General features: G+C 63.2%; 10 protein-coding genes. 1 reads left to right on the forward strand and 9 read right to left on the reverse strand.

Features of this window, described 5'->3' with window-relative positions; all coding sequences use genetic code 11:
- Positions 1–127: 127 nt before the first annotated feature.
- From L6D77_RS07940 to ppsA, 8 genes are all read right to left on the reverse strand, one after another.
- The gene (locus tag L6D77_RS07940) at positions 128–1,168 is read right to left on the reverse strand and encodes an OmpA family protein (RefSeq protein WP_232882854.1); all 1,041 of its coding nucleotides are present in this window, start codon (positions 1,166–1,168) and stop codon (positions 128–130) included.
- Between the two features lie 110 nt (positions 1,169–1,278).
- On the reverse strand, positions 1,279–1,845 hold the full coding sequence (sigX, locus tag L6D77_RS07945; RefSeq protein ID WP_110991831.1) for an RNA polymerase sigma factor SigX: 567 nt from the start codon (positions 1,843–1,845) through the stop codon (positions 1,279–1,281).
- 113 nt (positions 1,846–1,958) lie between these two features.
- A complete protein-coding gene (locus L6D77_RS07950) occupies positions 1,959–2,783 on the reverse strand; it encodes a mechanosensitive ion channel family protein (protein WP_153785098.1) in 825 nt (274 codons plus the stop codon).
- A gap of 2 nt (positions 2,784–2,785) precedes the next feature.
- The gene (locus L6D77_RS07955) at positions 2,786–3,049 is read right to left on the reverse strand and encodes a CrfX protein (protein ID WP_232882853.1); all 264 of its coding nucleotides are present in this window, start codon (positions 3,047–3,049) and stop codon (positions 2,786–2,788) included.
- 106 nt (positions 3,050–3,155) lie between these two features.
- Positions 3,156–4,151, reverse strand: coding sequence for a zinc transporter ZntB (locus tag L6D77_RS07960; protein ID WP_232882852.1), 996 nt, complete (start codon positions 4,149–4,151; stop codon positions 3,156–3,158).
- A 27-nt stretch (positions 4,152–4,178) separates the two neighbouring features.
- Entirely contained in the window at positions 4,179–4,670 is a 492-nt protein-coding gene (rraA, locus tag L6D77_RS07965) for a ribonuclease E activity regulator RraA (RefSeq protein ID WP_125464957.1), read from the reverse strand.
- Between the two features lie 86 nt (positions 4,671–4,756).
- The gene (locus tag L6D77_RS07970) at positions 4,757–5,755 is read right to left on the reverse strand and encodes an alpha/beta fold hydrolase (RefSeq protein WP_232882851.1); all 999 of its coding nucleotides are present in this window, start codon (positions 5,753–5,755) and stop codon (positions 4,757–4,759) included.
- A 158-nt stretch (positions 5,756–5,913) separates the two neighbouring features.
- Complete coding sequence (gene ppsA / locus L6D77_RS07975; protein WP_232882850.1) at positions 5,914–8,289, reverse strand: phosphoenolpyruvate synthase; 2,376 nt, start codon at positions 8,287–8,289, stop codon at positions 5,914–5,916.
- A 182-nt stretch (positions 8,290–8,471) separates the two neighbouring features.
- Between ppsA and ppsR the strand changes: the two genes are divergently transcribed.
- On the forward strand, positions 8,472–9,290 hold the full coding sequence (ppsR, locus tag L6D77_RS07980) for a posphoenolpyruvate synthetase regulatory kinase/phosphorylase PpsR (RefSeq protein ID WP_232882849.1): 819 nt from the start codon (positions 8,472–8,474) through the stop codon (positions 9,288–9,290).
- Between the two features lie 210 nt (positions 9,291–9,500).
- Here ppsR and L6D77_RS07985 read toward each other — a convergent pair whose 3' ends face one another.
- Positions 9,501–14,366, reverse strand: a complete 4,866-nt coding sequence (locus tag L6D77_RS07985; protein ID WP_232882848.1) for an NAD-glutamate dehydrogenase — start codon at positions 14,364–14,366, stop codon at positions 9,501–9,503.
- Between the last annotated feature and the right edge of the window lie 179 nt (positions 14,367–14,545).

Raw genomic sequence — 14,545 nt, forward strand, 5'->3', positions numbered from 1 at the left:
TGTGGCCGCCCTGCGGCCCTTTCGCGACACAAGGCCGCTCCTACAGAAGCCGTGTCAAGCGTAATGGTAAATCCCAGGCAAAGAAAAACCCGGCCGAGGCCGGGTTTTTCGTGAAGCTTCAAACCAATTACTTGGCCTGGGCTTCTACCTGAGCTTCTACGCGACGGTTAACGGCGCGGCCAGCTTCGGTGGCGTTGTCGGCGACCGGACGGGTCTCACCGTAGCCAACCGAGCTAACACGGCTCGATTCGACGCCGTACTGCTGGGTCAGGACTTGCTTGACAGCGCTGGCACGACGCTCGGACAGCTTCTGGTTGTAAGCGTCTGGGCCGACGGAGTCAGTGTGACCTTCCACGGTGGTGGTGGTCTGTGGGTACTGCTTCATGAAGTCAGCCAGGTTCTTGATGTCGCCGTAGCTGTTAGGCTTGACGACCGACTTGTCGAAGTCGAACTTGACGTCCAGCTCAACGCGAACGACTTCGGCAACAGCCGGGCAGCCATCAGCGTCAACGGTAACGTTGGCTGGGGTGTCTGGGCACTTGTCGACGTTGTCGCAAACGCCATCGTTGTCGCTGTCGGAGCAGACTTCGGCGACTGGAGCAGGCGCAGGAGCGGCTTTCTGGCCACCGCTGCCACCGAAGTTCAGACCCAGACCAACGGTCGGGCCCCACTCGGTGTTGCCGTTGTCGATGTTGTACATGGCTTCGACGCCAGCGCGGGCGAAGAACATGTCGGTGATGTACCACTTGGCGCCAGCGCCAACGTTGGCGAAGGTGGAGTGGTCACGGCCGCTACGGGTGGCCTGGCCCAGGCTCTCGTGCGCGAAGCCGGCAGAAACGTACGGACGCAGTGCATCGCCTACGGTACCGAAGTGGTAGGTAGCGTCGAGCTTGGTCTTGGAGCCTTTGATGTCTTTGTTGAAGACTTCACCGCGAGCGTTGTGGGTCTCGTTGTAGCCCAGGTCCAGGGAGACGTCGTCGGTCAGGAAGTAACCGAGGCGAACACCAGGGTTGGTGCCGTCGTTCTTGAAGTTACGCTCGCTGTCGTAGAACTGCTTGGTAACGTTACCTTCGATTTCGACCGCGCCTTGGCCTTGAGCCAGAGCGCCGAGCGAAGTCACGGCTACGAGAGAGCCAATGGCCAAGCCCAAGGTGTTTTTCAATTTCATCCGTTAAATCCCCATCTGGTGATAGTTAAGCAGTCCCACCAAAATCCGGGGGACAACTCGACGGCAAGTCTAGCAGAACTTGCCGGTTGGTTAGAGATATTTGAACGCCACTAAGTTTCAGTGAGCCCTGCAAATTTCTCTCTAAGCTTGTCGAGCGCACGCTTGTAGCGCATTTTCGTGGCACTCAGGCCCATGTGCATGATGTCGGCGATCTCCTGGAATTCCAGCTCTGCGACAAATCGCAGCACCAGGATTTCCCGGTCGATCGGGTTCACATGCACCAGCCATTTGTCCAGCCCGCCTTTCTCTTCAGGTTTCGGAGCCTTGTCCTCGGACGCCTCTTCGACAGGGTCCAGGCTCAGGGCATCCATCAACCTGCGCTTGCGACGCTCCTTGCGGTACTGGGTGATGCATTCGTTGTAGGTGATGCTGTAGAGCCAGGTCTTGAACTTGGATTTACCCTCGAAGTTCTTCAGCCCGTACAGCACTTTGAGCATCACCTCCTGACAGACATCGTCAGCATCCCGGTCGTTCCCCAGATACCGCGCACACACGTTGAACAGCGTGCGCTGATAGCGCCTCATGAGCTCCTCATAGGCGCGGGTAACGTGAAACAGCTCCTCATGCGAACGCGCCACCAACTCCTCGTCGGTGAGCTCCCGGGGGTCATAGCGCATGGGCGGCAAATGAACTTTATTCAATGCGGATCTGGCCGACAGTCGGGTCAATGTCGCCGCTCAGCCCCTAGGGCCGATTTTCGCGGCGGCATACATTAACAGCTTTTGTGCGGTTAGCGGCTATTCACGCGCTGCTCGAGCAGCTCGCGATTAGACAACGACACCAGTTCGCCATCATCGGTCAGCAGCGTCGTCTTGACGGTGCCGATCTCTTCGATGTGCCCTTCAACCTCTCCAATCCGCACCTGCTGGCCGACCTGATAGAGTTCGCGCACGTAGATTCCGGCAAGAATCTGCCCGGCGATTTCACGGCTGCCGAGGCCCATGGCCAATGCAATTGCCAGACCAACGGTAATCAGGCCGATGACGATCACATGGTTGAGCAGGTCGGTCTTGACCTCCAACTGGCTGATCGCCACCGAGATACTGATGATGATCACCAGGCCCTGTGCTATCCGCCCCACGCCAGCGGCATACTCCAGGCCAATGCCTTCGGCGGCGCCCCGCACCAGGCCGTTGACCAGCTGTGCCAACAGCACACCGGCCAGCAGCACCAGCGCCGCGCCGAACACCTTGGGCAGGTACAGGGCAAGCATGTCGAGGGTCGCCGAGACCCGCTCAAGGCCTAGCGATTCCGCGGCCGAGACCAGGAAGATCAACAGCACGAACCAGTAGACGATCTTGCCGACCAACGTCGAGATCGGCACCTGAATGCCTGCCCGGGCGAGGATCTTGGTCAGCCCGGTACCGCTCATCAGGCGATCCAGGCCAAATTTGGCCAGTAGCTTGGACAGCAGTGTGTCGAGCAGCTTCGCCACGACGAAGCCCAGCAACACCACCACCAGCGCCCCGAACAAGTTGGGGATGAAGTTCGCCACCTTGGTCCAAAGGGCAGTCATGGCGGTGACCAGACTCTGGGTCCAGAGATCGAGTTCCATATTCAATCGGCCTTATCTACGTTTCTGCCGGCGGCAGGATTGCGGGTGGCATTGCGACGCACCGGCGCGACATGCGCCGAGCCATTGTTGACAGCGATCATCAGCGCCTGGCTCCAGCGGCCGAGCAGGCTGAACAGATCGCCCGCGCCGACCTGGCGGTTGGCGGTCTTGAGCACGCGACCCAGGCAGGCGGCGTCGTCGCGCTCCTGGCCGGAGGGTGACGCCTTGAGCAGGTCACGCAGGGATTCTTCAAACGGATCGTGCATGGGCACCTCGCGCAGTGTCAGTCAAAGACGAGAGCTGCGGGCGATGGGTCACACAGGGACGTGGGACGAATGTTTCAGAATGAGAACAGTGCAGGTCAAACGCCATCTAGACCCACCGCAACTTGCGGAACAACAGCCACTGCGCCACCGCCAGGCCCAGCACGATCAAGCTGGCGAACAGGAAGCCATAGGGGCTGCTCGAACCCGGTATGCCGCCAACGTTGATGCCCAGCAGGCCAGTGATGAAACTCATGGGCAGGAAGATGCAGGTAATGATGCCGAAGCGGTACATGGTCCGGTTCATCCGTTCGCTGCGGCGTCGGTCCTCGCTTTCCAGCACCAGGGCGGCGCGCTCACGGGCCAGCTCGAGCTCTTCGAGGTAGCGGATCAGGCTGTTGTTGAGCTCGTTCCAGTAATCGCTGTCGGGGTCGGCGAACCAGCTGCACTTGTTGCGCGACAACTGCGCGTAGATATCCCGCTGTGGCGCCAGGAAGCGGCGCAGGCCGGCGGCACGTCGACGGATCTGCTGCAGGCTGCCCTGCTCGGGGGCATACCGTTCGTCGGCTTCCACCTTCTCCTCTTCGAGATCGACCGCCTCGGACAGGTCGCTGACCAGCGCCTGGACCTTCTCGGTGAGCAACTCGCCCATCAGCAGCAACAGCTCGGATGCCGACTTCGGCCCCCTGCCCTCATCCAGCTGCTGAAGCACCTCGTCGCTGGCACGCAGCGGCCGCAGGCGCAGCGAGATGACCCGCCGCGCCTCGGCGAAAATGCGCACCGAAACCATGTCCTCAGGCTCGGCACCCGGGTTGAGGTTGACCCCGCGCAGGAACAGCAGCATCTGCTCGTTGGCCAACTGCAGCAGGCGCGGCCGGGTATTCTCCTCCAACAGCAGATCGCAGGCGAACTCGCTCAGGCCACTGTCGTGCAGCAGCCAGGTGCGGGTTTGCGGGTGGCTGCGATCCCAATGCAGCCACAGGCTCTCCAGAGGCTGCAGCTGCAAATCGTCCAGCTCGGTACGGGCTATCGAGCGCGCGCCGCCTTTGCCATCGAGCACCAGGGCATGCACCAGGCCCCACTGCGCGTTGTCTTCCTCGAACATCAAAGCTCCATCAGCGCGCGCCGCGCGTCACTCGGGCATCTTCAGCGGGCTTGGCGAGACGATGACGCCATTGTTGTCGGCGTACACATATTCGCCCGGGCGGAAGGTCACCCCGGCGAAGGTCACCGCGACGTTAAGGTCGCCAATGCCGCGCTTGTCGGTCTTCATCGGGTGGCTGGCCAGGGCCTGCACACCCACGTCGGTCTGCACCAGCACGTCGACATCGCGCACACAGCCATAGATCACCAGGCCCTCCCAACCGCTCTTCGCCGCCTTCTCGGCGAGCATGTCGCCCAGCAACGCGCGGCGCAGCGAACCACCGCCATCGACCACCAGCACCTTGCCCTTGCCATCGAGCTCGACCTGCTCCTTGACCAGCGAGTTGTCCTCGAAACACTTGATGGTGACGATCTGGCCGCCGAACGAGTCGCGGCCGCCGAAGTTGCTGAACATCGGTTCGAGCACCTGGACGAGGTCAGGGTAGGCGTCGCACAGGTCGGGCGTTACGTAATGCTGCATGGGAAACTCCTGTCAGTCACAACGAAAGCGGATGTGGGATCAAGGCTACACCGTGGAAGGCATGGCAGTCATCCGGGACCGGGCAGTCAGTTTATCGCTGGCTGCGCCGGCTCTGCCGCCACCGTCGACTCATGCACTGGCACCCGCGGATCGCGCAACCAGCGCGCTACCAGCGGCCACACCTGGGCCTGCGCCGCCTTGCTGACCAGCATGTCGACGTGCCCGAAAGCCTCGAAGCCCTCTTCCCGCCCCAGGCGCAGAAACTGCTTGCTGTCACCGCCCAACTGCTCGAACAGCTTGCGGCAAGCCCACACCGGGTCCTGGAAATCGCCTGCCCCGGCTACGGCCAGCACCGGAACGTCAACCTCGGTCAACCCCGCCCACCAGTCGCGATCCTTGTCGCCGAAACGGCCGAACAGGCCATTCCAGCGCAGGCTTTCCAGGGCCAGGCCGATCGGTTCGTCTTCCGGACCACGCTTGAGCCTCGAACCGCTGATCTGGGCAAAGCGCTTAAGCAGCAACTTCGCCCCCCACGCCACCGGCGGCACCTTCAGCGGCCAGTACACGCGGCTGACCTGGGCGCCGAAGAAGGCCGCGCTGGCCACCTGCTCGCAGGCCAGGTAGCCACTGCCCAGCGCAGCGGCCAGGGTTGTGCCGCCCAGGGAATGGCCCAGCCAGTGCGGCGCTTGCCCGGTTTGCTCCTGAACGAAAGCCCCGATCACCGGCAGGTCATAGCGGGCATAGTCGGCCACACGGTTCTGGCGCCAGTCGCGGTTGCGGGGCGACAGGCCATGGCCGCGCATCTCCGGGATCCATACATCGAAACCGGCGCGGGCAAGGTAGGCGCCCAGGCCGATGCCCTTGGGCGAGTACCAAAAGCGCCGATTGGAAAAACTGCCGTGCAGGAGGATGACCGGCACGCCCTGGGCACGCCCCTGGTCGGCCAGGCCCAGGCGAGTGACGGCCAACTCGACGCTCAAATCGGGGCTGTTGCCTGCCTTGATCCGGTAGACGTCTTCGCTGAGGTCGCCGCGGCGCTCGGCACTGAGCAACGCGACGGGAAATTGGGTGCTGCTGCTTTGCATGGCTTCACAAATTCAGTGGATATGAAACGTGGGAGCGGGCTTGGCCCGCGACAGTGACAGATCGGACGACAGGGTTGTCCTTGCTGGCGCTGTCGCGGGACAAGCCCGCTCCTACAGGTGCGATGCGCGGATGCCAGGGCACCCGCGCACTCACCGCATCAGGCCGCGCCCTGGCCTTCGGCCAGGAAGAACCAGGTCTCGAGCACCGAGTCCGGGTTCAGCGACACGCTCTCGATACCCTGCTCCATCAACCATTTGGCCAGGTCCGGGTGGTCCGAAGGGCCCTGGCCGCAGATGCCGATGTACTTGCCAGCCTTGTTGCACGCGGCAATGGCGTTGGCCAGCAGCTTCTTGACCGCAGGGTTACGCTCGTCGAACAGGTGGGCGATGATCCCCGAGTCGCGGTCCAGGCCCAGGGTGAGCTGGGTCAGGTCGTTGGAGCCGATCGAGAAGCCGTCGAAGTACTCGAGGAACTCTTCGGCCAGGATGGCGTTGGACGGCAGCTCGCACATCATGATCACGCGCAGGCCGTTGTCGCCACGGGCCAGGCCGTTTTCGGCGAGCAGGTCGACGACCTGGCTGGCTTCGCCCAGGGTGCGCACGAACGGCACCATGATCTCGACGTTGGTCAGGCCCATTTCGTTGCGCACGCGCTTGAGGGCACGGCACTCGAGCTCGAAGCAGTCACGGAACGACTCGCTGATGTAGCGCGAGGCGCCACGGAAGCCCAGCATCGGGTTTTCTTCTTCCGGCTCGTACAGCTTGCCGCCGATCAGGTTGGCGTATTCGTTGGACTTGAAGTCCGACAGGCGCACGATGACCTTTTTCGGGTAGAAGGCCGCGGCCAGGGTGCTGATGCCTTCGACCAGCTTCTCGACATAGAAGCCGACCGGGTCGCTGTAGCCGGCGATGCGCTTGTCGACGCTCTCTTTGAGCTCCGGCGGCAGGCCCGCGTAGTTCAGCAGCGCCTTGGGGTGCACGCCGATCATGCGGTTGATGATGAACTCCAGGCGCGCCAGGCCCACACCTTCGTTGGGCAGCTGGGCGAAGTCGAACGCGCGGTCCGGGTTGCCCACGTTCATCATGATCTTGAACGGCAGCTCGGGCATGGCGTCCACCGAGTTCTGCTTGACGTCGAAGCCCAGCTCGCCTTCGAAGATGAAACCGGTGTCGCCTTCGGCGCAGGACACGGTCACGCCTTGGCCGTCCTTGAGCAGTTGGGTGGCGTTGCCGCAACCGACCACTGCCGGGATACCCAGCTCACGGGCGATGATGGCCGCGTGGCAGGTACGCCCGCCGCGGTTGGTGACGATGGCGCTGGCGCGCTTCATCACCGGTTCCCAGTCCGGGTCGGTCATGTCCGACACCAGCACGTCGCCGGGCTGGACCTTGTCCATTTCCGACACGTCCTTGATCACGCGCACCTTGCCGGCGCCGATGCGCTGGCCGATGGCGCGGCCTTCGACCAGCACGGTGCCTTTTTCCTTAAGCAGGTAGCGCTCCATCACGTTGGCGCTGGCACGGCTCTTCACGGTCTCAGGGCGGGCCTGAACGATGTACAGCTTGCCGTCGTCACCGTCCTTGGCCCACTCGATATCCATCGGGCGCTGGTAGTGCTGTTCGATGATCATCGCCTGCTTGGCCAGTTCGGCCACTTCGGCGTCGCTCAGGCAGAAGCGCGCGCGTTCGGCGCGGTCGACTTCGACGGTCTTGACCGAACGGCCGGCCTTGGCTTCGTCGCCGTAGACCATCTTGATCGCCTTGCTGCCCAGGTTACGGCGCAGGATCGCCGGGCGACCGGCCTGCAGGGTGTTCTTGTGGACGTAGAATTCGTCCGGGTTGACCGCACCCTGCACCACGGTTTCACCCAGGCCGTAGGCGCCGGTGATGAACACCACGTCACGGAAGCCCGACTCGGTGTCGAGGGTGAACATCACGCCGGCGGTGCCGGTTTCGGAGCGGACCATGCGCTGCACGCCGGCGGACAGGGCGACCAGCTTGTGGTCGAAGCCCTGGTGCACGCGGTAGGCGATGGCACGGTCGTTGAACAGCGAGGCGAAGACTTCCTTGGCCGCGCGGATCACGTTGTCGACGCCGCGGATGTTGAGGAAGGTCTCCTGCTGGCCGGCGAACGAGGCGTCCGGCAGGTCTTCGGCGGTGGCCGAGGAGCGCACGGCGACCGCCATGTTGTCGTTGCCGGCGGCCATTTCGGCGAAGGCCGTACGGATTTCCGCATCCAGGCGTGCCGGGAATTCGGCCTCCATGACCCACTGGCGGATTTGTGCGCCGGTCTTGGTCAGGGCATTGATGTCATCGACGTCCAGCGCGTCGAGCGCGGCATGGATACGGTCGTTCAGGCCACTCTGTTCGAGAAAGTCGCGGTACGCCTGAGCCGTAGTGGCAAAGCCGCCCGGCACCGAAACGCCGGCACCGGCAAGATTGCTGATCATCTCGCCCAGGGATGCGTTCTTGCCCCCCACATGCTCCACATCATGGACGCCGAGCTTATCGAGGGAAACTACGTACTCTACCAAGGTGATCTCTCCACTAACTGTATTGGAAAAGCTCAAGGGCGCCCGCCTGTCTGCTCTGCGACTGGGCCGGGACGCTTGTGGCCTGGACCTGGAAAATAAGTGAGAATGCCGAGCAACCGCGTTCGGCAAACCGAACCTATCATATCCAGAAATCTTCGGCAGCTTAAGGCCCCCAGGTGCAAATGAAACGAACCGCGTTTTTCATCTCCGACGGTACCGGCATCACTGCAGAAACGTTGGGGCAGAGCCTGCTCGCACAATTCGAGAGCATTCCGTTCAATAAATTCACCCGCCCCTACATCGATACGCTGGACAAGGCCCGGGCCATGGTCCAGCAAATCAACGCGGCGGCCGAGCGTGACGGGGTTCGCCCGATCATCTTCGACACCATCGTCAACCAGGACATCCGCGAAGTCATGGCCACGTCCAATGGCTTCATGATCGACATCTTTTCGACGTTTTTATCCCCGCTCGAGCAGGAATTGACTGCCCACTCGTCGTATTCCGTGGGTAAATCCCACTCGATCGGCGGCAATTCCAACTACATGGAGCGTATCGAGGCGGTCAACTTCGCCCTCGACAACGACGACGGCGCACGCACCCATTACTACGACAAGGCCGACCTGATCCTGGTGGGCGTGTCCCGCTGCGGCAAGACCCCAACCTGCCTGTACATGGCCATGCAGTTCGGCATTCGCGCCGCCAACTACCCGCTCACCGAGGACGACATGGAGCGCCTGCAGTTGCCGGCGGTGCTGAAAAAGCACCACAACAAGCTGTTCGGCCTGACCATCGACCCCGACCGCCTGACTGCCATCCGCCACGAGCGCAAGCCCAACAGCCGCTATTCGAGCTTCGCCCAGTGCGAGTTCGAGGTGCGCGAAGTGGAAAACCTGTTCCGCCGGGAGAACATTCCCAACATCAACTCCACGCATTTTTCGGTGGAAGAGATTTCGGCGAAGATCCTGGTGGAGAAAGGGGTGGAGCGACGCTTCAAGTAACACCTGTATTTGCCATCTCGCCCCTGTAGGAGCGGCCTTGTGCCGCGAAAGGGCTGCGCAGCAGCCCCGGCAATTTATGTTGAAACGCATGAACCTGGGGCCGCTGCGCAGCCCTTTCGCGGCACAAGGCCGCTCCTACAGGGATCGCGCCAGTGAACATGAAAAAGCCCCGGCATCACTGCCGGGGCTTTTTTCATTTCAGCGCAGGGCTCAGGACGGAATCACCGCCGCCTGCCCGCTCATTGCCAGGTCGACCAGCTCGCGGTTGGCCACCGCGTACATCGCATAGTCGGTACCGGTGGCGTTGCGCAGGTCGTCGAGCATGGCGCGCCAGCGCTCCACCATCACCCGGTGCTGCTCGCACCACAGGGCCACACGGGCGTCCATGTCGTCCGGCGCATCGGCCATCTGCAAGACCGAGATGGTGATCGCCCGCTGCTGCAGGTCGATGTCATCACGGAACGCTTCGCGGGCCAGCGCCTGCCAGTTGTTTTCCACCGGCAGGTTGCTGATTTCCTGCAGGTACCAGGTCAGGTCCAGCGAGCTGCCCACGGCGAAGAACGCCTTGGCCACCTGCGCAGGATCATGCCCGGTCACGTCGGACGCCTCGATGATCGGCAGCAGGGTGTACAGGTGCGTGGTGCCAGCGACCATGCGCGCCAGCAGCTCCGGCACACCGGCTTCGACGAAGCCCTGGTAACGGATCATCCAGCGCTCGCGGGTCGGGCCTTCGAGCAGTTCGTCGAGCTTGAGCCCCAGCTGGGCGATCTTCGGCCCGAAGTGGGCGACGTCACGGCCAGCATCCTGCTCGTTACGGCGGCTACGCAGGAACCAGCGGGTGGCGCGGCGGCCCAGGCGCATCAGTTCGTCCATCAGGGTCAGCTGGATCTCGGCCGGCACCTGGTAGTCCAGGGCCTCGATCTGGCGGAACCAGTGCGGCAGGTGGAAGATGTCGCGCACGATCACGTAGGCGCCAGCCACGTTGGCCGGGCTCATGCCGGTGGACTCCTTCAGGCGCTGCACGAAGGTGATGCCCATGTTGTTGACCAGGTCGTTGGCGATCTGGGTGCTGACGATCTCGCGTTTCAGGCGATGGCCGCGCATGGAATCGGCGTACTTGGTCACCAGCGACGGCGGGAACGCCGTCTCCATGTCGCGGGTGAGGTAGTCGTCGTCGGGCACCAGCGACTTGAGCAGTTGTTCCTTGAGGTCGATCTTGCTGTACGAGATCAGCACCGACAGCTCGGCGCGGGTCAGGCCCTGGCCTGCGGCCAGGCGCTCGGCCAACTGCTCTTCGCTCGGCAGGAACTCGATGGCACGGTCCAGCTTGCCACGGGCCTCGAGGTCGGCCATCAGGCGCTTGTACTCGGCAATCCGCTCGCGGGCGCGGCGCGCGGCCAGCGACAGCGCTTGCGTCTGCTTGTAGTTGTTGCCCAGCACCAGCCCGGCCACTTCGTCGGTCATGCTGCCCAGCAGCTGGTTACGCTGCTTCTCGGTCATGTCGCCGGCCTGCACCACTTCGTTGAGCAGGATCTTGATGTTGACCTCGTGGTCGGAGCAGTCCACGCCCCCGGCGTTGTCGATGAAGTCGGTGTTGGTGGCGCCGCCATTGAGGCCGAACTCGACACGGCCCAGCTGGGTCATGCCCAGGTTGCCGCCCTCGCCCACCACCTTGCAGCGCAGTTCGTTGCCGTTGACGCGCAGGGCGTCGTTGGCCTTGTCGCCGACATCGGCGTGGCTTTCGCTGCTGGCCTTGACGTAGGTGCCAATACCGCCGTTCCACAGCAGGTCGACCGGCGCCTGCAGCAGGGCATGCAGCAGTTCGGTCGGGGTCAGGCGGTCGGCTTCGATGGCGAAGCGTTCCTTCATCTGCGGGCTGATGGCGATGCTCTTGGCACTGCGCGGGAAGATCCCGCCGCCTTCGGACATGATGCTGGTGTCGTAGTCGCTCCAGGCCGAGCGCGGCAGGTCGAACAGGCGCTTGCGCTCGACGAAGCTGGTGGCCGGGTCCGGGTTCGGGTCGATGAAGATGTGCAGGTGGTTGAACGCGGCCACCAGCTGCAGTTTTTCCGACATCAGCAGGCCGTTGCCGAACACGTCACCGGCCATGTCGCCGACACCCACCACGGTGATCGGGTCTTCCTGCACGTTGATGCCACGCTCGCGGAAGTGGCGCTGTACGCCCACCCACGCGCCACGTGCGGTGATGCCCATCTTCTTGTGGTCATAGCCGGCCGAGCCGCCCGAGGCGAACGCATCGCCCAGCCAGAAACCGTAGTCGATGGCGATGCCGTTGGCGATGTCGGAGAAGGTCGCGGTGCCTTTGTCGGCAGCGACGACCAGGTACGGGTCGTCGTCATCGTGACGCACCACGTTCGACGGCGGCACCACGCCACCGTCCTTGAGGTTGTCGGTGATGTCGAGCAGGCCGGAGATGAAGATGCGATAGCACGCCACGCCTTCGGCGGCGATCTCGTCACGGCTGCCGCCCAGCGGCAAGCGACGCGGCAGGAAGCCGCCCTTGGCACCCACCGGCACGATCACCGAGTTTTTCACCTGCTGCGCCTTGACCAGGCCCAGCACTTCGGTGCGGAAGTCTTCTTCGCGGTCCGACCAGCGCAGGCCGCCACGGGCAACGTTGCCGAAGCGCAGGTGCACGCCCTCGACCCGCGGTGAATAGACGAATATCTCGAATTTGGGTACCGGTTTGGGCAGCTCGGGGATCAGCTTGGGGTTGAACTTGAAGCTGAAGTACGACTTGTTCTGGCCGTTGGCATCCGGCTGGTAGAAGTTGGTGCGCAGGGTGGCCTTGATCAGGTCCAGGTAGCGCCGCAGGATGCGGTCCTCGTTGAGCACCTGCACGTCGTCCAGGGCGGTAAGGATCGCCTGCTCCAGGCGCTGCTGCTTGTCGTCGAGGTCGTCCTGGGTGAGTTTGCGCGCCAGGTAGAAGCGGGTCTTGAACAACCGGGTCAGCTCGCGGGCGATGTCGGTGTGGTTGTTCAGGGTGCTGGCGATGTAACCCAGGTCGAAGCCCAGGCGGATCTGCTTCAGGTACCGGGCATAGGCGCGCAGCAGCGCCACGTCGCGCCACGGCAAGCCGGCGGTCAGTACCAGGCGGTTGAAGGCGTCGTTCTCGGCGTCGCCCTTGACGATGTGGATGAAGGCGTCCTGGAAGGTGTCGTTGAGCTGCTGGATATCCAGGTTCAGGCCTTCGCTGTAGGTGAAGGCGAAGTCGTGGATCCAGAACTCACGGCCACTGGCATGGCGCAGGCGGTAAGGGAACTCGCCGAGCACACGCAGGCCGAGGTTTTCCAGGATCGGCAGCACGTCCGACAGCGCCAGCGGCGTATCGGCGTGGTACAGCTTGCAGTGCAGCGTGCGTTCACCCAGTTGCGTGAGCGGCTGGTAGAAGCTCATGGCCAGCGGTTTGTGTTCCGACAGGTTCAGCACGTGCTGCATGTCGACCACCGCCGAATGGGCGGCGAAGCGCTCGCGGTAGCCGGCCGGGAAGCCTTTCGGGAACTCATCGAGGATGGTGGTGCCCTGGGCTTCGCCGAAGTTTTCCACCACCAGCGCCGAGTAATCGTCATGCCACGAGCGGCACGCCTGGATCACTTCGTTTTCCAGCTGCTGCAGGTCGATATCGATACGATTCTTCGGGTCGACGCGCAGGATCAACTGCACACGGGCCAGCACCGACTCAGAGAAGAAAGTCCAGAACTCGCAGTCGGTGGCCTTCAGGCGCTCCATCAGCACCTGCTGGATCTTCTGCCGCACTTCGGTGGAGTAGATCTCGCGAGGCACGTAGGCCAGGCAGTAGCAGAAGCGGCCGTACGGGTCCTTGCGCAGGAACACGCGGATCTTGTTGCGCTCCTGGATCTGCACGATCGACATGGCAGTGCTGAACAGCTCGTCGACCGGGGTCTGGAACAGGTCGTCGCGCGGCAGCACTTCCAGTACCTGCGCCAGCTCCTTGCCCAGGTGGGCCTTGGGGTCGAAGTGCGAGCGGCGCTCGACTTCGGCCACCTTGCCGCGAATGTAGGGGATGGTGTGCACGCTCTCGCCGTACACCGACGAGGTGTACAGGCCCATGAAGCGGCATTCCTTGAGCACATTGCCGTCTGCGTCGATCTGGCGGATCGACACGTAGTCGGGATAGGCCGGGCGGTGCACGCGGCTCGGCTGCGAGGCCTTGGCGAACGACAGCAGGCGCGGCTCGCGCAGGTAGGCGACGGCGTAGTCCTCGATGCGCAGGTCGTCGGCGCCCAGGCCGGCACGCAGCAGGCGGGTCAGGCCGAGGAACGAGGCATCGTCGTAGACCAGGTGGCCACCGTCGGCATCGGCCTGGACGGTGAATTCTTCATAGCCGAGGAAGGTGAAATGGTTGTCCAGCAGCCACGACAGGAAGCTCTTCACCTCGGCCTTGTCGTTCTGCGCCGGGCCAAAGGCATTCTGCTCGACCAGCGCCAGCAGTTCGTGGATCTTGGCCTTCATCGGCTCGAAGTCGGCGACCACGCCGCGCACCTCGGCCAGCACCTGCTCCAGCTCCTTGGTCAGGGTAGTGAGCTCGGCGGCGTTGGAGCAGCGGTCGATCTCCAGGTACATCAGCGATTCGTGGCTGACGCCCTCGCCCTGGGTGCCCTTGGGCAGCAGCTCGACCAGCTCGCCCTTGCTGCCACGGCGTACGCTGAGCACGGTGGTCTGCAGGGTGTGGATGCTGTAGCCGCGGCGGTTGAGTTCGGTACGCACCGAGTCGACCAGGAACGGCAGGTCGTGGTGCAGCACCTCAACCACGGTGTGGGTGGATTGCCAGCCGTGGCGTTCGTAATCGGGGTTGTAGACCCGCACCTGCGGGTGTTCGGGGTCGAAGCGCTCGATGATGCGCCAGGCGGAAAGCGTGCAGCCGGCGAGGTCGGACAGCCGCCGCTGAGTGAGTTCGTCCAGAGAGATGATGCCGAAGAACTGGTCGGCGAACAGTGCCACTTGTGGCAGGGACTGTTCGCTGATGTGCTGCGCCAGGGCCGCTTGCAGTTGATGCTGGAAGTCGGCTTTGCTGGCTGCGGTGAAGAACGCCATCTGTGGTACTCCGCTTGGGCTTTTATAGGTGAAGCGTCGCGTGCGTGCGCCTTGTACGGATCAACCATAGCCAACCCGTGGCAAGACGGAAGCGTTGGGTACCTGCAAAAGCGACTGCCCGGTGGCTGTGCCTTTACGGGAACCCATCGACTGGGGAGCTTAACGACTGAACGGTCACT

Origin of the sequence: Pseudomonas parasichuanensis (assembly GCF_021601385.1) — a bacterium.
GTDB lineage: Bacteria > Pseudomonadota > Gammaproteobacteria > Pseudomonadales > Pseudomonadaceae > Aquipseudomonas > Aquipseudomonas parasichuanensis.

Bases quoted from the DNA above. Each gene is read 5' to 3' on its own strand.
- L6D77_RS07970 (WP_232882851.1), bottom strand. From the start codon at position 5,755: ATGCAAAGCAGCAGCACCCAATTTCCCGTCGCGTTGCTCAGTGCCGAG.
- sigX (WP_110991831.1), bottom strand. From the start codon at position 1,845: ATGCGCTATGACCCCCGGGAGCTCACCGACGAGGAGTTGGTGGCGCGT.
- rraA (WP_125464957.1), bottom strand. From the start codon at position 4,670: ATGCAGCATTACGTAACGCCCGACCTGTGCGACGCCTACCCTGACCTC.
- L6D77_RS07950 (WP_153785098.1), bottom strand. From the start codon at position 2,783: ATGGAACTCGATCTCTGGACCCAGAGTCTGGTCACCGCCATGACTGCC.
- ppsR (WP_232882849.1), top strand. From the start codon at position 8,472: ATGAAACGAACCGCGTTTTTCATCTCCGACGGTACCGGCATCACTGCA.
- L6D77_RS07955 (WP_232882853.1), bottom strand. From the start codon at position 3,049: ATGCACGATCCGTTTGAAGAATCCCTGCGTGACCTGCTCAAGGCGTCA.
- L6D77_RS07940 (WP_232882854.1), bottom strand. From the start codon at position 1,168: ATGAAATTGAAAAACACCTTGGGCTTGGCCATTGGCTCTCTCGTAGCC.
- L6D77_RS07960 (WP_232882852.1), bottom strand. From the start codon at position 4,151: ATGTTCGAGGAAGACAACGCGCAGTGGGGCCTGGTGCATGCCCTGGTG.
- L6D77_RS07985 (WP_232882848.1), bottom strand. From the start codon at position 14,366: ATGGCGTTCTTCACCGCAGCCAGCAAAGCCGACTTCCAGCATCAACTG.